At 37.8% G+C, this 21,597-nt stretch carries 21 protein-coding genes; 17 read left to right on the top strand and 4 right to left on the bottom strand.

Annotated features, from left to right (window positions below; all coding sequences use genetic code 11):
• Position 1: 1 nt before the first annotated feature.
• Positions 2–3,247 (top strand): hypothetical protein, encoded by a 3,246-nt coding sequence (locus ABIE26_RS17925; RefSeq protein ID WP_354376231.1) that lies wholly within the window; start codon positions 2–4, stop codon positions 3,245–3,247.
• 12 nt (positions 3,248–3,259) lie between these two features.
• Complete coding sequence (locus ABIE26_RS17930) at positions 3,260–4,222, top strand: hypothetical protein (protein ID WP_354376232.1); 963 nt, start codon at positions 3,260–3,262, stop codon at positions 4,220–4,222.
• Between the two features lie 600 nt (positions 4,223–4,822).
• Here ABIE26_RS17930 and ABIE26_RS17935 read toward each other — a convergent pair.
• Both ABIE26_RS17935 and ABIE26_RS17940 read right to left on the bottom strand, forming a co-directional pair.
• Positions 4,823–5,437, bottom strand: a complete 615-nt coding sequence (locus tag ABIE26_RS17935; RefSeq protein ID WP_310144354.1) for a response regulator transcription factor — start codon at positions 5,435–5,437, stop codon at positions 4,823–4,825.
• 8 nt (positions 5,438–5,445) lie between these two features.
• The gene (locus tag ABIE26_RS17940) at positions 5,446–7,389 is read right to left on the bottom strand and encodes an ATP-binding protein (RefSeq protein ID WP_310144357.1); all 1,944 of its coding nucleotides are present in this window, start codon (positions 7,387–7,389) and stop codon (positions 5,446–5,448) included.
• 247 nt (positions 7,390–7,636) lie between these two features.
• Between ABIE26_RS17940 and ABIE26_RS17945 the strand changes: the two genes are divergently transcribed.
• The 13 genes from ABIE26_RS17945 (at position 7,637) to ABIE26_RS18005 (ending at position 18,148) form a co-directional block, all read left to right on the top strand.
• Positions 7,637–8,353, top strand: coding sequence for a hypothetical protein (locus tag ABIE26_RS17945; protein WP_310144360.1), 717 nt, complete (start codon positions 7,637–7,639; stop codon positions 8,351–8,353).
• Positions 8,354–8,401: 48 nt separating this feature from the next.
• On the top strand, positions 8,402–8,773 hold the full coding sequence (locus ABIE26_RS17950) for a DUF4870 domain-containing protein (protein WP_310144362.1): 372 nt from the start codon (positions 8,402–8,404) through the stop codon (positions 8,771–8,773).
• A gap of 6 nt (positions 8,774–8,779) precedes the next feature.
• A complete protein-coding gene (locus ABIE26_RS17955; RefSeq protein WP_310144366.1) occupies positions 8,780–9,595 on the top strand; it encodes a M48 family metallopeptidase in 816 nt (271 codons plus the stop codon).
• A 101-nt stretch (positions 9,596–9,696) separates the two neighbouring features.
• Positions 9,697–10,338 carry a hypothetical protein gene (locus ABIE26_RS17960; protein WP_310144368.1) on the top strand — a complete coding sequence of 214 codons (642 nt, stop codon included), beginning with the start codon at positions 9,697–9,699 and terminating at the stop codon, positions 10,336–10,338.
• A 7-nt stretch (positions 10,339–10,345) separates the two neighbouring features.
• Positions 10,346–11,389, top strand: a complete 1,044-nt coding sequence (locus ABIE26_RS17965; RefSeq protein WP_310144371.1) for a hypothetical protein — start codon at positions 10,346–10,348, stop codon at positions 11,387–11,389.
• A gap of 109 nt (positions 11,390–11,498) precedes the next feature.
• Positions 11,499–12,563, top strand: a complete 1,065-nt coding sequence (locus ABIE26_RS17970; protein ID WP_310144373.1) for a lipocalin family protein — start codon at positions 11,499–11,501, stop codon at positions 12,561–12,563.
• Between the two features lie 64 nt (positions 12,564–12,627).
• The gene (locus ABIE26_RS17975) at positions 12,628–14,790 is read left to right on the top strand and encodes a hypothetical protein (RefSeq protein WP_310144376.1); all 2,163 of its coding nucleotides are present in this window, start codon (positions 12,628–12,630) and stop codon (positions 14,788–14,790) included.
• 11 nt (positions 14,791–14,801) lie between these two features.
• Positions 14,802–16,082, top strand: a complete 1,281-nt coding sequence (locus ABIE26_RS17980; protein WP_310144378.1) for a hypothetical protein — start codon at positions 14,802–14,804, stop codon at positions 16,080–16,082.
• A 43-nt stretch (positions 16,083–16,125) separates the two neighbouring features.
• Entirely contained in the window at positions 16,126–16,647 is a 522-nt protein-coding gene (locus ABIE26_RS17985; protein ID WP_310144382.1) for a hypothetical protein, read from the top strand.
• A complete protein-coding gene (locus ABIE26_RS17990) occupies positions 16,647–17,060 on the top strand; it encodes an SET domain-containing protein-lysine N-methyltransferase (protein ID WP_310144384.1) in 414 nt (137 codons plus the stop codon). Before ABIE26_RS17985 ends, ABIE26_RS17990 begins: the two co-directional genes overlap by 1 nt.
• A complete protein-coding gene (locus tag ABIE26_RS17995) occupies positions 17,057–17,452 on the top strand; it encodes an SET domain-containing protein (protein ID WP_310144387.1) in 396 nt (131 codons plus the stop codon). The genes ABIE26_RS17990 and ABIE26_RS17995 overlap by 4 nt, the downstream gene beginning before the upstream one ends.
• Before the next feature lie 75 nt (positions 17,453–17,527).
• On the top strand, positions 17,528–17,833 hold the full coding sequence (locus tag ABIE26_RS18000; protein ID WP_310144391.1) for a hypothetical protein: 306 nt from the start codon (positions 17,528–17,530) through the stop codon (positions 17,831–17,833).
• Positions 17,834–17,899: 66 nt separating this feature from the next.
• Positions 17,900–18,148 carry a hypothetical protein gene (locus ABIE26_RS18005; protein WP_310144394.1) on the top strand — a complete coding sequence of 83 codons (249 nt, stop codon included), beginning with the start codon at positions 17,900–17,902 and terminating at the stop codon, positions 18,146–18,148.
• 352 nt (positions 18,149–18,500) lie between these two features.
• Here the strand turns inward: ABIE26_RS18005 and ABIE26_RS18010 are convergent, their stop codons facing one another.
• On the bottom strand, positions 18,501–18,824 hold the full coding sequence (locus ABIE26_RS18010; RefSeq protein WP_310144397.1) for a nuclear transport factor 2 family protein: 324 nt from the start codon (positions 18,822–18,824) through the stop codon (positions 18,501–18,503).
• A gap of 138 nt (positions 18,825–18,962) precedes the next feature.
• Here ABIE26_RS18010 and ABIE26_RS18015 point away from each other — a divergent pair, with 138 nt between their 5' ends.
• A complete protein-coding gene (locus ABIE26_RS18015; RefSeq protein WP_310144400.1) occupies positions 18,963–19,328 on the top strand; it encodes a winged helix-turn-helix transcriptional regulator in 366 nt (121 codons plus the stop codon).
• A 100-nt stretch (positions 19,329–19,428) separates the two neighbouring features.
• On the opposite strand, the gene ABIE26_RS18020 is transcribed toward ABIE26_RS18015, so the two are convergent.
• Entirely contained in the window at positions 19,429–20,238 is an 810-nt protein-coding gene (locus tag ABIE26_RS18020; RefSeq protein WP_310144403.1) for an SDR family oxidoreductase, read from the bottom strand.
• A 376-nt stretch (positions 20,239–20,614) separates the two neighbouring features.
• On the opposite strand from ABIE26_RS18020, the gene ABIE26_RS18025 reads away from it, so the two are divergent.
• Positions 20,615–21,490, top strand: coding sequence for an alpha/beta fold hydrolase (locus ABIE26_RS18025; RefSeq protein ID WP_310144406.1), 876 nt, complete (start codon positions 20,615–20,617; stop codon positions 21,488–21,490).
• Positions 21,491–21,597 lie beyond the last annotated feature (107 nt).

The raw sequence follows: 21,597 nt of genomic DNA on the forward strand, positions 1-21,597 counted from the left end.
TATGAAAAAATACCCGAGATTATATAGTTTATCCACTCTAGGTATTCGTCAACACCAGGAATTTGATTACCAGTTACATGGCTTTCGTACCGATTTTGTTGGAGACAGTGGCTGTGGTAAAAGTATGATTGCGGATCTCATACAATTAGTTTTTGTGGGCTCAGAGGTATTTCAATCTGGCACGGATTCGTTGGAAAAAAGAGAGGTCGAGGGAATGGTGCTGCGTACATCAGGAAGCAGAGGTACGGACATGGCATATGTCCTGATTAATATTGAGGTGAAGGCTGGACAATTTTTAGTGCTCGGTGCTTACCTGGAATCTTCTTCTCCGCACAGCAAATCCTTTGTGATCCAGGCGGGTTATGACGAACATGATTTGAAGCTACTCGACCGGCCGGTGAGTGTCTCCGATATTTGCATTAATGATCAGATCCCTACGTTGGAATGGCTGAAGCAGTCTTTGGAAGAACGTGGTTTGATTTATCACGGCATGTCCCAGCGAAAGAAATTTCACGCTTTTCTATACAAATATCAGCTCTTATCGATTGACCTTAGCCAGAGTCCACAGGTGTTACGTGACTATGCTTTAATTATACAGTCGTTTTCACGGGGAAAAAGTCTTGACATCAGTGATTCGGCGAGTATTAAACGGTTTTTGTTTGGGAATGAAAAGGCGAAGGAGATAACTGGAAAATACCGGAAAGCTGTGGAAGAACTGCAGCTGACCTTAAAAGAACATGCACAAAATCAGCAGGATATCGAACTGGTAACTAAAAAGTATCAGGCTTTGAAGGTACTTGAGGAGCTTAAGGATCAAATGGATATGTTGCGGCTGGATTTCTGGACCAAGCGATGTGCTTTTGCAGTGTATAGGGCTAATGAAGAATATCAAAGTTTCCGGGAGAGCAGTATGGAATATGTCGACACAGTAGTTACACTCAAAGCTCTCAATCTCATGTTATTGGATGAGTTGGAACAGGTGGATCTAACCACCACTACCTTAAACCGTGAAGTTGAAGCTGCCAAAATACATTATCATCATAGCTTTAGTATGGAACAACAGGTTTCTCCGTTTCGCAATTTGAGGGATAAATTTGGACTAGACATTGACTTGATGAATGTCTATAGTAGCTATCAACAACAAAAGTATATTTATGAGCTGTGGTCAATAATCGGAAGAGAAGTCATAAAACACAGTTTCGAGAAATTCCTTGATTGTTACCATCAGCATGATGGATTAAGTCTTATACTTGAAGCAGTTCAGATGGATATTTCTCAAAAGGAGTTTTTGATAGGACAAAAACGGCAGCTGTTGGCATTCACAGAACTGACCAATGAAGGATCACTGGGAAATTGGGCAATACAACATTACCGATCCTATTCCTTGGAGGTAGAAAGTTTGTTGATGTTCTTTAAAGATCTTCCGGTTTTAGCTCCCAGATCAGAGCAAGATCGCTATGTGGCAAATCCAGAAGCCCTATTTCAAATTGCCGATCGTATTGTTCAGGAAGAAAATGGATTCTGGATCAATATGGGAGAGATTAGCCAGTTTATCCCTTATGTAAGAAAGAGACTTTTCGCTGTTGAAGATAATGAGGAACTGAAAAATCTACTGGCTACTATAACAAAGGATTTGAAGCAGGAAGTGTTCAAATTGAATCAGGAGTTGACAGAGCTTGGTTCATTCAAGTCATTTATATTGGATCAACCGCGTTTTCCTGAGTTTATGAAAATCTATACTATTGGCGACTCAGCACTGGAGTTCGAAGAGGTTCCTGCCTTGAACATTGACCGTGTATTGTTTGAAGCTGGATTGGTTTTGCTGGATCAGGCTGATGAAATTCATGAAAAATATCTAGAGGCTGAGTCACAATGGAAAAAAAGTGAAGATTCGATTCGTGCCTACGACAAATTGGTTGGCACAATCAAAACAACCTTACACCAACTTACTGGTTATTTGGATGATGTGAAGACTAAGAATACTTTGGAAATATTAAATAGCACATTTTTCGATTTGGTTCAGTCAGATCTGGAGGAAACACTTAAAGCGTTAAAACTGGAATTCCGTCAAGCTCCAGTAAAATCAGATTGGATCTATAGTTTAAGTTTGTCGAGCCAGCAAAAAATTAAGATGCAGGATATCGAACGCCAAATGGCTGATTGGCAACAGTGTGTCAAGGAAAAAGAAGAAGTATTCAGTCAAACTGCGATGGTGCTAGAAAATTTACCAGATGACACTACGTGTTCCACTGGGTTATTAGAGTATCCTCAGGAGGAGGAAACTAGTTGCAGGGTTGCAGAAGGTTTATATGAACAGAAATTTTCCGAGCTGGTGGTGGATTTTGCCGCTGGAGAAGGATACCGATTTGAACGGATAAAGAGCTATAAGGAATTGTGTACTGTAGTGTTGCCGGAGGCTTTCTTAGGTGAACACATGGAGAATGAAGGTGCAATTGAAGTTATTGGTGAATATCTCGTTCAGATCAACGACAAGAATAAAAACTTGAATAATCGCAAGCTTCTGAAAATCCGAGAAATTTTGGACGAGGTACTCGATGAGGTAGGTAAACGTGAAGATACTATCCGGCAAATTCATCATTTTCTGGACAATGGCTCTAGAGAAATCACCGGCGGACACCGGGTTTCACTACGTGCCAGTGCTTCTACAAGTTATCCTAAAACATGGATTAATGGTTATATAGAAAAACTGACTGAAGAGAATACTCTTTTTGCTACTGGACAAACCTTAGCTGAATTGTTAAATAACAGTATGAGCTTGGAAGAAAAAATGATAAGTGCATTCCGGACTTTTGGGGGGCATCGGGCAGTTAAAGCCAGTGTAGAAGATTTATTAAATCCTAACTCTTATTTTGAATTGACCTTTAAAATGGAGTCCCATGCTTCGGGAAAGACCAATATAGGTAGTACTGGTCAGGTCTATGCCGCCATCGCGTTATTATGCATAGCCCGGTTATCATTGGTAAATAAAAGTTCTTTCCATAAAGATCCCCCTCCGGGCATCCGTTTTATGCCGATAGATGAAGCAGAGGGACTGGGTAGTAATTTCGATTTGTTATATGATATAGCACGAGATTTTGATTACCAGATACTTACTATGGGAATTAAGCCATTGGGCAAATTCAGAGAAGGTGAGCAGTACATTTATATGTTAAGCAACAACAAGGAAGTGCCCGAAGATGTGAATTATACCCCATTCGCGGTTTTCTGTGAGGCGGACCAATTTTAACATTCGAAAGACATGGGGATTAATTTATTGCAGATAGATATGACCTGGCCACAACTTAAAGCGTTGCATCAGGTTTATGAAAAAGGTAATACTAGATCCAAGCTATTTGCGAATCCGTATTTTGAACGGCTGAGGAAGGAGAAGCGAGTATTAAGGTTCAGGTCAGGAAATTTGAATGTTATTGAAGGGACGGGCTTGTTCGATAATTTTTATTTGCAGAATTTTCTGAATGTACATGAACGTTATCAGGCATTTTTTAACAGGACAGGGGTTGAGGCGGATGGTCGAAGAGCCTACAAGTTGTATGATTTAGAAACGTTGATGTACATAGAGCGCAATAGGGCTGAACTTGCGGCCGGACTGACTACCGAGAGGACTTTTGCCAGTCAGTTATTTAATAGCTCTAAATACCTAGAAAATAACCTTAGTGTTCGTAACGCGGTATTACGCCTTTTGCAAGTAGAGAAGTTTCCAGCCAGCGATCCTAAAAATCATGTTTGGCGACTGGTTGTCGACTGTCCGGTTCCAGTATGTATTATCTTATGTGAGAATCTTGATAATCTGAAATGTCCGGAGACTGCTATTGAAAGGGGATATGAGCTTTGGTATGTAGGAGGTAACAACACGGGTATTCTTGCGAATCTTTCCGCGGACAAATTAAGTCTTCCAATCTACTATCGTTGCGATTGGGATTATGATGGTCTGAGGATTTATGGGAATGTGAAAAAGCTTCTGGCAGAGAAGGGCACGACTGTCTGTATACTTGAACCTGCAGTTAGTTCCAGAAGGCTTCCGGTAGACTCTCCTTATCATTTCAGTAAATGGAGAGTTAATCGGGATTTTTCTGGCTTGGATCTTAGTATCTTCACCGATAGTCAATCAATTCTAATTAAAGAATTGATCGCGGCTGATCAGTGGATTGAGGAGGAGAGCCAAGGCTTGGGAGATATTGCCAACTTGAATGATATTTTTTGATTCTAAAACCTAAGATATTCACCAGTGTGTATGTTTTGGTGAAAAAATACACACCAAAACATACACATATGTTGACTTTTCGATTATTCTTTCGGCTTCTTTTTGTTCAGGTAACCACAGCCATACATCTCGTAAATCTTTGATAATGGAAGCTCTGGACTTTCTTTCTGGGTAAATCTACGCTGATACTTTTTCTTAAAATCCCTACTAAGGGGTTCTGCAACAGGACCACCCGCAATGTTGGCTAAAAGTTCCAAATCCTTCAAGAAACTGTGTGACACTAGGTTTTCAACGAGTACAACCGGACTTTGAACATAAAAAAGTCCGGTTTTTTTGCGTAAAATAGTCGTTCTAAGCTATCTCAGCCTTGTTCAAAGTATTCCTGCTAAAGGCTTTTGTGATTAAGGGGGAATGGAAGATTACATTTGAACTATCAGTTAAAAATCTATATTTTTCAAATCTCAAGTTTTAAGTTATTTATTTAGAAGTCGTCATTTTTCTTTATCAGCATCATCCTATCCTCTTCCGTATGCAGGTGCTCAAAAAAGAGATGCTATACAATCTTTGGTTTCCCAAATCAGGATAATATGAAAACGAGAACTAAATCAACGCTAATTTTGTTGCCTTACCAATTAGCATGGCTGTGTTTTTTACATCAAATTTTTCTAACAAGCTTTTGCGGTGTGTATTTACGGTTGGAATGCTAATGAAAAGTTTTTCTGCTATTGCTGCATTGGTTAATCCTTCGGCAATTAACAACAATACTTCTTTTTCTCTTCGGGTAATGAGGAGTTGGTTAGGTTCTGGTTTTCTCAATGAGTTTAAAACCTCGAAACTATAGTATATTTTGCCTTTTAGTGCACTGTTTATGGCTTCTAAGAGTTCTTCTTTTGTGGCGTTTTTTAATACATAGCCAGAGGCACCATTATCTATCATGTTTTTGATCACCGCTTGCTGGTTAAAGGTGCTTAATCCGAGGATGGCTATCGCGGGATATAATTGTTTAACTTCTTTACATAAATCTATTCCACTTTTATCGGGAAGGTTTACATCCATTAAAATAACATCAGGTTGGTGTAGTTTAAGAAAACTTAGGCAAGATTCGGCATTGGTGGCATGTCCCATCCAGTCAAGTGTCTTTTCATTTTGTAGCAGAGAGCGAATACCCTCTATTACCATATAATGATCATCAACTACGAAAATTCCTGTTTTCATCACCTGTATTAAATGTTAATTTCTATCATTATGGATGTGCCTTTACTAGGTTCAGATTGCAAATCAATCTTGCCTTTTAGGAACTCGATGCGGTTTGTAATATTCAGCCAACCCATGCCTTCTGATTGTTTCAACTGATTCGTGTCAAATCCATTTCCATCGTCCTCTACGGTAATGGCTAATAGTTTTTCTTGCTCAGATTGATGTAATTGCACCAGTACGTTTTTTGCCTGGGCATGTTTAATACTATTGTTAACCAGTTCCTGTATAATGCGATAAATATTAATCGCTGTAGTTTGGGGTATATCCGCCTGATGTATGCCTATCGATTGATAATTTACATGGAGCATACTACTACGGTCCATTTCTTCGCAATATTCTTTCAAAGCAATATCTAAACCGTACTTTACTAGTATTTCGGGCATCATATTGTGCGCTACTCGGCGCATTTCCTTAATAGAGCTGTCTAGCATATCTATACTTCTGCCAAAAGCATGTGCATTTTCGGGCGTCATTATTAGGTTTTCTTTCATGTTATTTAATGAAAATTTTATGCCGCTTAACATACCACCTAAGCCATCATGCAAGTCTTTGGCTAATCGGGTGCGTTCCTGTTCTTCACCTTTTAGTACGGCTTCAGTAGCGGTAAGTTGTTTTTCGGTTTCCAATTCATCAATTTTTGCCTGTTGTAATTTTTGGCGGTGCTTGTAGTTGCGATAGCTTAGGATAGAAATGGCGAGAAAAGCAGTAGTTCCGGCTATCAAAAAGTAATTAAGAATATTCTTTTGACGTATTTCTGCCGTCTGTAACTTTATTTGGTTTTCTTTTTTTTCCGTTTCAAATTTTACTTCTTCATTGGCATGTTTTTGTGCCATTGATTCAGTAAAAATATCTTCTCTAATCTTTGAAGCTTCTCTTTGATATTGAGATGCTAACGCATAATTGCGCTCTGCATACAGCACGTTAGATAGACTTTGTAGTATTGTTCCTCTTGCTTCTTTATAATCATTGGTCTTACTGATATCAAGTGCCTTAAAAAGTAATTCTTTAGCTTTAGCGTGTTGATTTGTTTTTAAATAATAAACAGACAAATTTTGATAGCAGGACATAATATTAAAGTTATCTTCTATTTTGATAGCTGTTGCCAGTCCTTTTTCGGCATAATATTTTACTTGATCTAATTTATTCTGCCTATCCATAATTTCTACAATCCCTTCACAATTCATGGCAACAAAACTTGGATAATTGTATTTGTCGCAGAGCGATAAACTTTCTTTGTAAGCACTAAGTGCTTTCATTTCCTGTCCTAATCCGTCGTAGGCGTTGCCTAAATTTGTTAAGGTAGAAGCAAGACTTTTGTAGTTTTTGTTTTTTCTATCCAGCATTTCAGCTTTTTCGCCAAATTCAATCGATTTCTTATAATCTTTTATCATCAGATAATTTGCCGCCATACTTCCATTTAAAGTGGCTCTTGTTTCAGGCGAAGTGCCTAACCGCTCTATAATTCGTAAGCCTTTCAAACTATATGCTATCCCTGTTTCATAATCCGATTTAAAATTGTATCGTTCCCCCAACGTATAGTATGCAATACCCATGTTTAGAGAATCCTTCGTTTCCGTAGCAATTTTTAGAATCTGTTTGCCGTACCATATAGCAGAATCATGTTGTGTAAGCGTAGCATGTAAGTACATCATTCTTTTACTATACTTTAGTTTGCCTGCCATATAGTTAAGTCTATTGCTCAACTGACCACCTTCTTTTGCATAGCTCATTGCCTTTTTCACATCGTGATCTTGATATTCGGACGTAAGGGCTAAAAGTAATTTTACCTTGCTAGTATCTTCTTTCGACTTGTTCAATAGCCGTTTAAGGCTATCAATTTTTTGCAGGTCTTGTCCGCGGCTATTTAGAAAACATAATATTATAAATAAGCTTATTACTAGTTGTTTCATAGGAACTATTTTCGTTAAGAACATTTAAAATATAATGGCCATATAAATCTGTGTTTGTATGAATTTATACGGAATGCTCTCATACCCTAATTTACATTTTTCTGTATGCAAATAAAATAGGATAAACTGATATTTTATATCCTCTTTTTTAATGATTTTTTAAGAATGGAATTATGAAAATCATCTTTTTGAATGATTGATGCGCTTTTCCCGTAATTCTAATTTTACTTCATTAAATTTTTATGATATGAAAACTTCAACATTAAAAACACAATTTTTCTGCCTCGTGCTAACTATTGGGGCTTTTACTGCAAAAGCTCAAATAAAACCTACTTCGCAAATTCTAAAACCTGTAATACAAAAGCATGGTAATAGCGGAAGTACACAACAGGGTAGCAGTGGGAGTACACAACAGTCGACGGGTACATCTCAAACACAAACTCCGTCGCCAGTATTAACCGATGCCGATTATTTTTTGGCTGTTGCAAAAGTTACTGTTAAAACAGGTAAGGATAATAAGGAAAATGGATCTTCCATAATTTTAAGGGTTTACCCAGCGGCTGGTACCGACAATTGGCGAAAAGGCTACAACCAAGAAAATTATAAGTCGGAATTAAAAGTATGGAGCACCAACAGCTTTACTTTGCCTAGAGCAGCATCTTTTGATCAGAACTTTAACAGCCTCGCCAACTATAAACAAGCCGGAATTATGGTCGATATTAACTACAATACCGTAGGTAATGGACCGTTTTTCGCTTTGGATGCCTGGAAAATTGAAGAAGTGGGTGTAACGCTAGAGTTTAAAGATAAAAATGGAAATCCGCATCCAACAATAGGTTCCAAAACAATCTATTTTACCGATTCAAACATGTACCTCGATTTTAAAAAATGGCAATTGTACTGCAAAACCGATCAGTATTTTAACACGTTAACTCCGTCCATCACTAATAGGCCTATTAATTAGTAAATCAACTATAAGGAAATCAATTTTTAATTACAAATTATTAACACCATGAATAACGAAGAAATCACCAATCCTGTGCCTTCGGTAGATGGTAAATCTATCGCTATCATCAGCTACATTACCATTATTGGATGGATCATTAGCTATATTCAATATGGCAATAACAAAAGCCAGTTGGCTATATTTCATATTCGACAATCTTTATTTCTGATGCTTTGCATGTTTTTTACTGCTATCGTCCAAATGCTATTTGCCTTTACGCCATACCTAGGTTGGATCATTTCTACGTCGTTTAGTCTTGTTATGCTAGGTTTTTTGGTGCTTTGGGTTATTGCACTGCTCAATGCCATTAATGGCGAACAAAAGCCATTGCCTGTATTTGGCAATAAGGCACAAGATTTACTCAAAACAATAAAATAGGCAATAATGAAAAGGGTATTTTCGTTGATTTTAACAGGGCTTTTTATCGCACTTTCGGCCTGCAAAACTGTACCTATCACTGGTCGTAAGCAAATGAATTTAGTGCCCGATGCCATGCTCAATACATTGGCTTTTACTACCTATGATGCCATCGTAAAAAACAGTCCCACACTCTCTAATACTGATGCAAGGGCCCAAGAGGTGACAAGGGTGGGGGTAAAAATCCAACAGGCTGTTGAAACCTATCTACAGCAAAATAATTTGAGCAAAGACCTGAAAAATTTTAAATGGGCTTATCATACCGTGGATAATCAAACTGTAAATGCATGGTGTATGCCAGGTGGTAAAGTGATGGTTTATACTGGCTTGTTTCCTTATACACAAAATGAAAATGCACTTGCTGTGGTAATGGGACATGAAATTGCCCATGCTATTGCCCGCCATGGTAACGAACGTATGAGCCAAAGCTTGCTAATTAACCTTGGAGGCCTTGTGCTACAAGAGGCATTGAAAGAAAAGAAGGCCGAAACCCAAGCCTTATTTGTTGGCTTGTACATGGTAGGCTCTAATCTTGCATTGTCACTGCCGAATAGCCGTATGCACGAGAGCGAAGCCGATCGGTTGGGTTTAATATTTGCTGCCATGGCAGGCTATAACATCGATGAAGCCATTCCATTCTGGCAGCGAATGAATGCCGGCAACAAAAATAAAATGCCCGAATTCTTATCGACACATCCTTCGGATGAGACAAGGATCAAGAAACTAACTGCACTCATTCCAGAGATCAAAAATAAATACATGGTAAACCTTAAAACACAGTAAGTAAGGATATTATTAATGGAATTTGATTAAAAATCATCTTTTTTAATGATTGCCCATGCAGTAAGAGCGATGTAATTTTATATCATTAAAACTATATAACTATGAAAAAAATATTTATCCTATGCTTAATTATTGCTGCTGCAATAAGTAGCGATGCACAAACAACACCTACAATAAAGAAAAGTAATGTACAGCAAATAACGCCGGTAATTGCCTTGCCTACAACCATTTCAAAAACGGCCTTGAGCAGACTTCCGAAAGAAAAAGACTTGGCGCTATCTGATTTGCAGATACAGAAAGACATTGTAACAGGCTTATATACGATAAGCTGTAAAATTACTAATGTAGGTACAAGTAGTGTATTTTTAAAGCCCATCGGTTACTCTAAGTGTGACCATGAGGGGCATGTTACTGAGCAAAGTGCTTACATTGTTCATTGTAAAATAGAACCCGAAAATTGTAAGCTCTCTTCTTGTGGTGTTACAAACTTACTCTATGTATATAAGCCAGATGGCAACTTTTTTAGTAGCACAACTTACTCAAGTGATGAAGACAGAACTTTAAAACCTGGCCAATCTTTTATTGCTAAAACGCTACATCCAACATCAATTTTTTGGGGTAAGCCCGATGCTTGTAAAACTGACAAGATTGAAGTAATGCTAAGTCTTGACCCCATTAACAGGCTTGGCGACCAAAGCCTGAGCAACAATGTTTTAAAGGCATATTTTCCGGTTCAAAAATGATAAACGAATGAAATCTATAAAATTAATCATGTTGTGTGGCCTTTTGCTTATTGTAAGCTGTAAAAGCTTTGCCCAAAAACAAAATTTCGATGTTATTTCTTACACCCTGCCTAAAGGCTGGCAGCAACAGCAAAATGGCGGTGGTATGCAGCTATCCATCACAGATAAGAAAAGTGGAGCTTATGCGATTGCAATCATTACCAAAGCAAGTGTATCTAGCGCCTCTGCTAATGAAAATTTCGATAACGATTGGGCGAAATTAGTTAGTGGAACAGTACAGGTAAATGGCAATCCCACAATTTCTGCACCTACAAAAGAAAACGGTTGGGACATTATTTCTGGTGGCGCCAATTATACCGATGGTGGAAATAAAGGTATGGCAAATTTGCTTACGGCTACAGGCGGAGGGCAAACTATGAGTGTGGTTTTAATGACCAATACCAAGTTATATCAAAATGAGCTTTCGCTGTTTCTCAATTCGTTGGAATTAAAAAAGATAACACCTAATACGACCACAAATGCAAGTACTTCAAGCAGCACTCAAACGAACGGTTCATCTATTGTAGGTTTATGGTGCTATAATCTGTTGGAAACGAGTGGGTATGCCAATGGTTATCCGCAATACACTGCGGGCTATTTTAGGAAGGAGTACTTATTTAAAAAGGACGGCACCTATATTTTTCGCACAAAAAATTGGTCGGCATGGACAAAAGAAATACTTTTTGTTTACGAGAGTGGAACTTATGTTGTTCACGGCAATCAAGTTACGGTTATTCCAAGCCAAGGAAGGGGCGAATGGTGGAGCAAGAAGGATAATAAAACAACATTATGGGGAAGCAGACAGAAAGCATCAGATTTTAAGCTAGAAAAAACCACGTATACTTTTGAGATTAAATACTTTTCGGGAAGTAACGACAATGTGCTGTATCTAAATCCCAATAAAAGTACACAGAGAGATGGGGTCTATAGCCAAGATCGATTTTCATACACCGCAAGAGATATAGACAAGTCACCTATCGATAACCCACCAGGGTTTAAAGTTGGTTTGTAATCATTAACTTCTACCTGGAATAATTCTTAGTGTATTAAAAATCATCTTTTTTAATGATTGTTCGAGATTTAGGAGTGATGTAATTTTATTCATTAATAATCCTATACCGATGAAAAAACTAGCACTTATTTTACTGACGATGCTTTGTGGGTTTTTTACAAATGCACAGGAAAAGGAGCAAAACTTCGATGTTGTTTCTTACACCTTGCCCAATGGCTGGGAGCAACAGCTAAAAGAAGGTGGTTTACAGTTATCCATTTCTGATAAGAAAAGCGGCGCATATGCTGTTGCTGTGATCATCAAAACGAGTGCTTCTACAGCTTCTGCTAATGAAAATTTTAATAACCATTGGGATAACCTGGTAAAAGGGACTGTTCAGTTAAATAGCAGCCCTAAAATGTCTTCGCCAATAAATGAAAACGGCTGGGATATTATTTCTGGAGGTGCAAACTATACCGATGCTGGACATACAGGTTTGGTTACTTTGCTTACGGCAACTGGAGCTGGCCAAACGGTCAGTATAATTTTAATGACGAATACGAAAAACTATCAAAACGATTTAACAACTTTCCTTAATTCATTAAAGTTGACAAAGCCATCGCAAAATGCAAACAACAAAGCATCATCGGTTGCAACAAACAAGTCTAAACTTGCGGGTACAACCTGGCAAGCTTACTCGCTCGAAAAGTTTCCATCTAGTTATAATGCCACAGGTGGTTTTTACTCTGGAGGCTTTTGGTTTTTGCAATATAAGTTCAATGCCGACGGTACTTACCAATTTGTTTACAATGGCGCATCCGCCTTTGCTGTAAACCCTGTAAATGTACTCCAATATGAAACTGGTACCTATTCTATCAGCGGCAATCAACTAACCATAACTCCTTTAAAAGGAAGCAATGAAGAATGGAGTGTCGGCAAAATTAACAATGGAATGAGCGATAGCCATATTAGGGAAGTATTAGAAAGCCGGTTAAAACGATTAAAAACACAGACAAGAAAATTGGAAAAAATAACCTATCCATTTAAAATTGAATATTGGGAAGGCAATAAAGAATATGCCTTAATGCTGCACCATATACAAAACACAGTGCGTGATGGCAGTCCTGGTGCCAATAATTATTCATCTTTTTTTGAAGCCCAACCAGGCAAAAGATCTCATCTGTTGCCAAAATAATGTGCGCACATATGCAATTGAATTAGCTTAAGTTGAATTTAATCAAAGTATTAATGTTTGCCTTTTGCCAAAATTGTTGCCGGTTGAATTAGAAAAAGCTGAAATAAAATTTAATCCAATAGCCATGAAAAAAACAAGCACATTAATTATAGCTACTTTATTTTCTACGATTGTTTTTGCTCAATCGAAAAATCCAATTACCACAAAAGAAATGCAAGATAAAATAAAGCAAGCACAAGAGCAGCTAAATAAGCTTACTCCTGAACAGAAAAAAATGATGGAGCAGATGGGAATGTCCACAAAAGTGCCATCTATTCCAACAGGTATTACCGATGCTGATGTGAAAGCAGCGGTAAACAGTGGTGGTGCATTTGGTGTACCGTCTAGAAATACAGTACTTATCGCAGCTATTCCAAAAATAACGCTAACGGCAACTACCGTTCCCGTGTATATAAAGTCACTAAATGATTATATAGAAAAGGGCATATCAGCTGATTCGAAAACAATTGGGCAGTCTTTTTATAATTACTATAAGAAAAATAATAGTCCAATAAATGCAATTGAAAATGTTGCTATTGGCTTTTGGAGTACTGGACAACCCGAAATAGCAATTTATATAATGAGCAAAACCTGTAGCGATAACGCTGATGATACCGATTTACTAAGTAACTTCGCAGCTATGCTAAGTATGGGAGGAGCACCCCATCGGGCTATTCCTATCTTAGACTATCTAAGCAAACAGTTTCCAGGCAATACAACTATTCTTAATAATCTTGGTCAAGCCTGGTTTTATTTAGGTGAAACAGATAAAGCCAATGTTCAATTAGAAAAAGTAGCAAAAGCCTTTGCTTATCATCCACAGGCAAACTATACACAATGTTTAATACAACAAAGTAAAGGCAACACTGCAAAAGCGATTGAAAAAATGAAAAATTCATTGGCCTACAGCTTTTCAACGAACAAGGTGAATATGCTTAAAAAGCTAGGCTATTCGGTAAAGGCTAGCGATATGCGCAAACCTTTTAGACCCGACCCAAATCCGCTCGGATTAAAGAATTTTATACGCCCTGATGTCCCTACATCATATACCGAGGAACTAAAATTGAAGATAGAGTGGGATACCTTTTTAAAACAGGTGCACGATAAAAGTATGCAATTGGGAAAGGAGCTCATACCTTATCAGCAGGCAAATGCACAGCAAGCACAGAAGATGTACGAACAATACAATACAAAAAAAGGGAAAGATGGGGCAAAGGCAATAAAGGCTTATCATTCGAGAACCGACAACATCTATAGAAAGATTGCCGAAAAAAATCTGGACGAAATGAAAAAGGATGGCGGTATGATGTTTCGTTTAAAAAAGGTAAAGGAAAAAATAGATTTGCTAAGAAAAGATTTTCAGGCTAAAAACGATATACAAAAAAAGAGTATAGAACAACAAAATAGTATTATTGCTGATAAAGAAACTGAGTTAGCAAAAAAAGGTGAAAATATTGGGTTCGACAATTGTGTGGTTCAACAAAAATATAGTGAATGGGTTTATGTAACTTATAATAAACCATTAGAAGAAGCCTATCAGCAATACTTACATGAAACGTATTTAAAAATTACCGAAGAATTATACTGGAAGCAGTTCACACAAGATGATCCCACATTTGAAGCCACAAAAATAGCCTCGAAAAAGGAATGGATGGAAGCCCTAGGCAATACCCGATACCTGGCAACGAATATCTACGGCAAATGTCCTCAAGTTGAGAATAAAAGTTCTAACTATAAACTCGCCAATTTTGACGAACTGCACTGCAAATACAAGACAACGCTAGATTTTGGAGTTTATAAGCAAATTTTTGAATGCGGAAAAGCACGAATTGAATTTGATGCAGGAAGGTTCAGTGGTGATCTCAATTTTATGTCGGACAATAAAGGGAATAACCGTTTTGTTGATGGCAGAGTTGAAACTAACGTAATAAATAAGAGTTATGCTGCAGGCAAAGGTCCTTTACAGGTAGAAGCCTCTGTAAAAGCAGGTATGGGTATAGAATTTAGCAGTGCCGGAATTGAAGATGTTTATGTAAATGGAGAAGCTAAGGTAACAGCTGGCTCAGATACGGTAAGCGACCCAGCGGGTATAGTAAACGACCCAAGCATCACCATTGCAGGTGCTTCTGGGCGAATGAGTTTAATATCGGGAAGTATGACTGGAGCCATTACTGGGTTTGGTAAATAAAATATAAACAGATGAAAACAATAATAAGACTTAAAATAGCAACCGCCTTATTGGTGCTGATGCAACAAGTAAATGCTCAGGAATGCGTATCATCAAAAGATTTAGAAGGTCTGCCTGGAAAACAAATTGATGTTGCTCACTTCGAATTCCCACAACAAAAAGCAAATTGGTTTAATGGCTTGGGAACAACCGCCAATAAAACGATGGCGAATACGGTGCTCACAAAAATCGAAACACTCGAAAAACAAAGCCGGAGTAAGTATAATCTTACTGGATGTGTTCTAAAAACCAGCTTTTCAGCAAATAAGCCAACAATAATTGCTAATCAATATCAATTGGCTAGTTATGATCTTAACTTGGGCTGTTATGAATATATCTGTGTTAAAAATAAAATGATGGTCAACAGCGAATACGCAAATGTTTTTCGAGCCCACGTAAATCGCTATACAGGTATAGAGCCAGCTTACAGTTTCGCTAATGACAATTACTTTTATGAAACACCCATGAAATACAATGGTCAGTTTATCGCCTTGTGCAATTTCATAAAAATGGATGGCTTAAAAAATATCAATAATGGAAAAGGATTTTATCAAGACATAGACGAGGCAACTGTTAAACAAGGGAATAGGGGTGTATTTATGACCCGCCATTGGTATTTAACAAAACCAAATGCTTTATTATTTGTGCCAGTAACACGTAAAGAATACCTGGAGGCTTTATTGGTTTATTACGAAAGAGAAGGTTTAATGATAGCCGATAAAATAAAAGAGATTGAAAAGCAAGCTGCGGGAATGATGAAAAATCCTCAAAAATATCCAGAGCTGTACGAAAGCGGCAAACGAAGCCTAGTGGCTGGAAAGGCTAAATATCCCGATTGGCAACAAAAAATAGAAACTAAAAAAGCAATCGTTCAAAAAGCATTGAAAGAGAATACAATGGCTTGGTTTGCTGAGCCTGCAGTTGTAAAACCTAAAACAGAAAGGTTCTCTTGGAAGAATAATTTTGGACCAGGATCAAATGATAATTCCACCGTAGAAGTTTTCAATGCCGATTCCAAAGAAGATGCCCAAAAAACAGGTTCATTTACCTTTAGTGGTTTTTGGGACACTAAAGGAGGTACAACGCTCTATAAGTATAATCCTAATTATTTTAAGGGGGCAGAAAAAGACCAAGCAAAACCGTATATGATAGAACTCACTTACCGTTACATCAAAACCCCACTTGGACAGAGTTTAGTAGAAAATTTTACCGAAAACTTCGATTTCGATGCGGTAAGGAATATACTTGAATAAGACTGTAGCCAATTTTTAAGCTTATTAATTAATCAAAAATATCATGAAAAAAATCTTCTCCATTTTAGGCTCATTGTTGTTTGTAACAGCATTGAAAGCACAAACTGTGGTTAAAAAAGAAACCGTAAATCCGGGCAGTAGCCAAGCTACCAATAGTTCTACTCCAACAAAAGACCCAAAGGCCGGTTACGTTGATCCAAAAAAGGAAGCCGAGGCTAAGATAGCCGCACAAATGGCGGCGAAAGATGTTAAAATGGCCCAAAAGGATGGTGCCAAGTTAGCACCTGCCAAAGACCCAAAGGACAGTTACGTCGACCCAAAAAAAGAGGCCGAGGCTAAGATAGCAGAGCAGATGGCGGCAAAAGATGCTAAAATGGCTCAAAAAAATGATTCTAAAACAGCACTTGCCAAAGACCCAAAGGCAAGTTACGTTGATCCAAAAAAAGAGGCCGAGGCTAAGATAGCCGCACAAATGGCAGCAAAAGATGCTAAAATGGCTCAACAGCATGCCTTGAAAAACAATGTCCCTGCTAAAGATACTAATACAACGCAAAGGAAAAATTAATGCTGTTCTGTAAAAAAATTAATCAACCACAACACATCGAAGTAAGGGAAAGCGTGCTTCATGGTCGTGGGGTATTTGCCAAAAGCAGCATAAAGAAAGGGAAGTTGATAGAACAAGCTCCCATTATTTTTTTATCGAACGATGAAAAAGAAACCCTAAGATTTACTAAACTCTTTCATTATTACTTTTTGTTGGGTAATTCTGAAAAACAAGCTGCATTTGGTTTTGGTTATGCTTCATTCTATAACCATTCGCCTGAAGCCAATGCCATTTACACCTTTTCCATAAAAAAGAATGTGATTAATATCTATGCCTATAAAACCATCGAAGCAGGTTGTGAGATTACCATTAATTATAATGGTAAACCAAACGATGGAAGAGATGTGTATTTCCCCAATTCAGACGAAGGATGAATAAGCAATTGTATTTAAGAAAAATAAAGGGAAAAGGCAGGGGGGTATTTTGCTATACAAGTATTTCCGAAGGAGAGATTATAGAGGTTTGTCCGGTTATCATTATTGCTGCGGAAGAATTTGCTGACTTAGGCAACACAGCATTAATGGACTATAGTTTTTATTTCGATAAGGAAGCGAATTCATTATCGTTAACTATGGGTTTTGGTTCCATGTACAACCATAAGCAGTACCCCAACGCCGAATACGTGCTAAACAGAGAAGAACGCCTAATGGTATTTACGGCCTACGAAAATATTAAAGCCCATACTGAAATATGTATAAATTATGGCGGTGATTATGGTATAGATTACCAAAAATGGTTCACAGATAGGCGAATAACACCAGTTTGACCTGAAAATCATCTTTTTTAATGATTGACCCTCATGTTTGTTCGAGCTAATTTTACCATAAAAAAATGTAAAACTATGAAAAAAGTAATTTTAATCTTTTTCCTTACCCTTGGTATAGGAGGGATAGCACAAGCACAAGTATTGAGTAAAATTAAAGAAAAAACAAAAACCGCTGTAGGAAGTTCAGTTGACCGATCAACCGATAAAGTAGTAGACAGAGCTGTAAATAAAACAGTAGACAATGCTACCGATAAGGCAATAAACAAAGTAGGAGAAAAACTGAACAATTTATTTAAAAAGAAAAATAAGAAAAAAAAAGATAGCATACCCGCTGTAGCTTCCGATTCGAGCAAAATCGCAATCAAACCTAAGGATAAGTAAAAATAAGCTCACTTTTGAGAACCTGAAAATCATTAACCCTTACTCTAACCGTTAAAACAAAAATAAATGAAAAAGATCCTAACACTTTTAAGCGCACTGTTTATTATAACCGGCCTTAAGGCACAAAAGGTAGTCCTTCAAAAAGAAACGGTAAATCCTAAAACCGATACACTTGCCAAAAAAATTAATGTCGAAAAATCATCAAAAACAGCAGAAAAAAAAGAGATAAAAAATGTGTCCACCATAAAGCATGCACCACTTTCGAAAGTTATACCTATAACAACAAAAGTGGTCAAGGTTACTACTGGAAATTAGTGTGCTACTACTACTTAGCGCCATAAACCATAAGTTTAGCATTACTTATAATTTTTTACATTTGCCAACTTTTTTGTTCTAACATAACCTTCTGAAGGTATTGTTCATCAAAATTAATCTAATTTTATCATGCAGTTTAAATGAACCCTTTTCTCTCCAAATCCTCGATTATTGGTTCAATAAGCAATAAAAAGCGATTTAAATGTTCAAAGTATTCCTGCTTATCGGTACAACCGCACTTTGAACATTTTAAAGTGCGGTTTTTTTATGCCAAATCATTGTTTTTAGATATGTTAGGGGTGCTCTAATATTGCGGCATTGATGCGATTTTATGGCTTCTGGATGTTTAGCATTAGCCAGTAATCTTAAGCGATTGAATTAAACCCTGCTGAAGAACGAGGTTAAAGTTAAGAATGGCCGGGCTACCTGGAAATGTTCCCGAAACCTCAGCTGTAAATATCGACCCTTTTTCAGCTTCCTTATAGCTAATCGGTTTTAAAGTAGTTTGATACTGTTGGTTGGAATTTTCAATCCATTTTTTAATTGCTGTTCTTCCAATATGGTTCTTTCCTTCGTCGAATACTTCGGCGTTTTCTGAAAAAAGTGAGGAATAGGCTACAGCATCATGGCTGTTTTGCGCTTCAACTAGGGCTGTTATTAATTTTGGTAAGTTCATGATATTTATTTTTAGATTAACTTATTGTTGTACAAATTTCGGTAGTACTGGCGGGATGCACAAGTAGGGTATTACGATTCGAATAGGGAAAAATTTATCCGTATTGTTTCATTAATGGCCTACATGTATCTTTGTTAGATGTACGAGAAAAAAACTTTTCCAAATTTAAACTGTGGCCTCGATTTAGTTGGAGAGGTACTTTATGGCAAATGGAAAATGCGGTTGATGTGGTTTATCAACGAGGGTTACTTGCGTCCGAGCGAGCTGCAGCGCAAAATACCTGATGCAAGTCGTAGGGTAATCAATATTCAGCTAAAGGAACTCGAGGAACATGAATTGGTTATCAGAACAATATATCCGGTGATGCCACCAAAGGTAGAGTATTCACTTACAGAGTTTGGCAAAACCTTGATACCGGTGATCGCCGCTATTGGAAATTGGGGAGATGAGTATCAGGACAGTTTGAAGCGTGTGATTCTGAAAGGATATCCGCACTTGGCCTGATTTTTTCTGACTGAGTATTAGCTAAATTATGCCCAGGTTGATTTCGGTCAGCATTTTAAATTTATCCCAAATGCAACCCAGGCTGGTATTGTTGTAATTTTTAAACGGTGGGTATGGTGCCTCCATCAATAACAAATTCGGTTCCGGTAAGATAGTTAGCCCTTGGTGAAACAAGAAACCCAACAAGTTCAGCAACTTCTTCAGGCATTGCCGGCCTGCCATATGGAATGCCGCCAAGTGCATTCATTACACTTTGTGTGGCCTGTTCTATCGAAATCGCTTCGCTTTGCGATATGCGTTCCATCATTCTTTTTGAGCCGCCAGTCATGATCCAGCCCGGAGAAACTGTTAAAACCCGAACTCCTTTTGGGGCAACCTCTTTGGAAAGTCCCTTACTATAATTGATCAGTCCGGCCTTTGCTGCTGCATAGGGTAGTGTGCTTTCATATAATGGAAGTTTGCCCTGAATAGATGCGATATGGATAATCACCCCTTTTTTTTGTTTAATCATTTGCGGCAAAAATGCCCTGTCTAATCTTACTGGCGCTAAAAGATTAGTTTGTAATGTTTCTTCCCAATGTTCATCGGTTAAATTAGCGAAACCACCCGCCGGAGTTTCTGAACCACCAAGGCTATTAATCAGGATATCGAGCCTGCCAAATTTTGATAATACCGCTGTTACTACTTTTGCCGTTCCATCGGGTTTGCTCAGGTCTGCCGAAATAAAATACAGCTTATCATTGGGTTCTTCAGGCCTGTTTCTTGCAGTGATGATTACCTGTGCCCCGGCTGCCAGTAGCCTTTCGGCAATTGCTTTTCCGGCGCCTTTGGTTCCACCTGTTACCATGGCAATCTTGCCGGATAGTTCGCTATTGAAATTAAATTCCTTTTCCATTGTATAAATTTTCATACAAAATTCAGGTATACTACAGTCTCCAACAAGTACGGTATTACGATTCGGATAGCGTAAAATTTATCCCTATGCAATTCCCATTTCCTTAATTGCTATGATTAAATGTACCCTGGATATTTGCCTTATGTATTGCGGGAAAAGATTTTGTGCCAAATGCTAGATAGGCTAAAAGTCCAATTTCTGGTTAGTTATGGTTTAGCATAAGATCTATAAATATATGCCAGGGGAAAAATGTACAAGACTGTTGTCCGTTTGTCCATTCCCGGGGGCCGGCGTTCTCCCCATCTTTGTAATGTAAACAAACAACAAATATTTCAAACATTAATTTAAAAAAATAACAATGAAAAATCTAATCTTAATCGCAAGTCTAATCATGATTTTATTAACAAACCAATTCGCTTTTTCACAAAGTAAAAGAGTCCCAGCTTCGGCCGGAAGGGCGGAATATATCGAAGTTGAGCCAGGTGTAAAACTTCATGTAACCGATCTTGGTGAAGGTCAGCCAATTGTATTGATCCACGGATGGCCACTTAGCGATGAAATGTACCAATATCAATATCAATATCTGGTTAGGAAAGGTTTCAGGGTAATCGGCATTTCATTACGTGGTTTCGGTAAATCTGATAAACCTTATGGAAAGTACAATTTCGATGTTTTTTCCGATGACATTTATGCCATTCTCCATACCTTAAAAATAGAGAATGCTGTACTGGGTGGTTTTTCTATGGGTGGTGCCGTTACCATTCATTATGTAAATAAGTATAAATCTGCACATGTGAGCAAACTTGCACTATTTGCTGCAGCTGCCCCATCATGGAAACAACGTGCGGATTACAACTACGGAATATCTGAGGAAGGTGCTGCCGGACTGATCAAACAAACCATGACCAACAGGGAAGATCTGATAGGTGGATTAGGTGCAGCATTTGCGGCCAAAGGTACCACACTTCAAAAAAATACAGAGAAATGGCTTGAAAATATCAACTTATCAGCAAGTCCATATGTAGTTACTGAATCTATCAGTGCCCTTGGCGATCTAGATTTGCGTCCGGCGCTTAAGAACATAACCATCCCTGTAGCCATATTTCAGGGCACAAAAGATCAACTGATTGATTTTGCCTTGGCTGAGCAATTGCATAAAGGCTTAAAAAACTCATACATTGTGAAATTCGAGAATAGCGGACATGCACTTTTTGTAGAAGAGATGGATAAATTCAACTCAGAGCTTGAGCAGTTTGCCAAAAAATAATTATAAGATAAAGATTACTTGCAGGTTTAAATACCCGCAAGTAATTTTTGTTTTAACCAAATATTGAAATCGTTACCAATAATGGTAATTTTATTTTTTAATCCATT

The organism is Pedobacter africanus, from assembly GCF_040548825.1.
GTDB lineage: Bacteria > Bacteroidota > Bacteroidia > Sphingobacteriales > Sphingobacteriaceae > Pedobacter > Pedobacter africanus_A.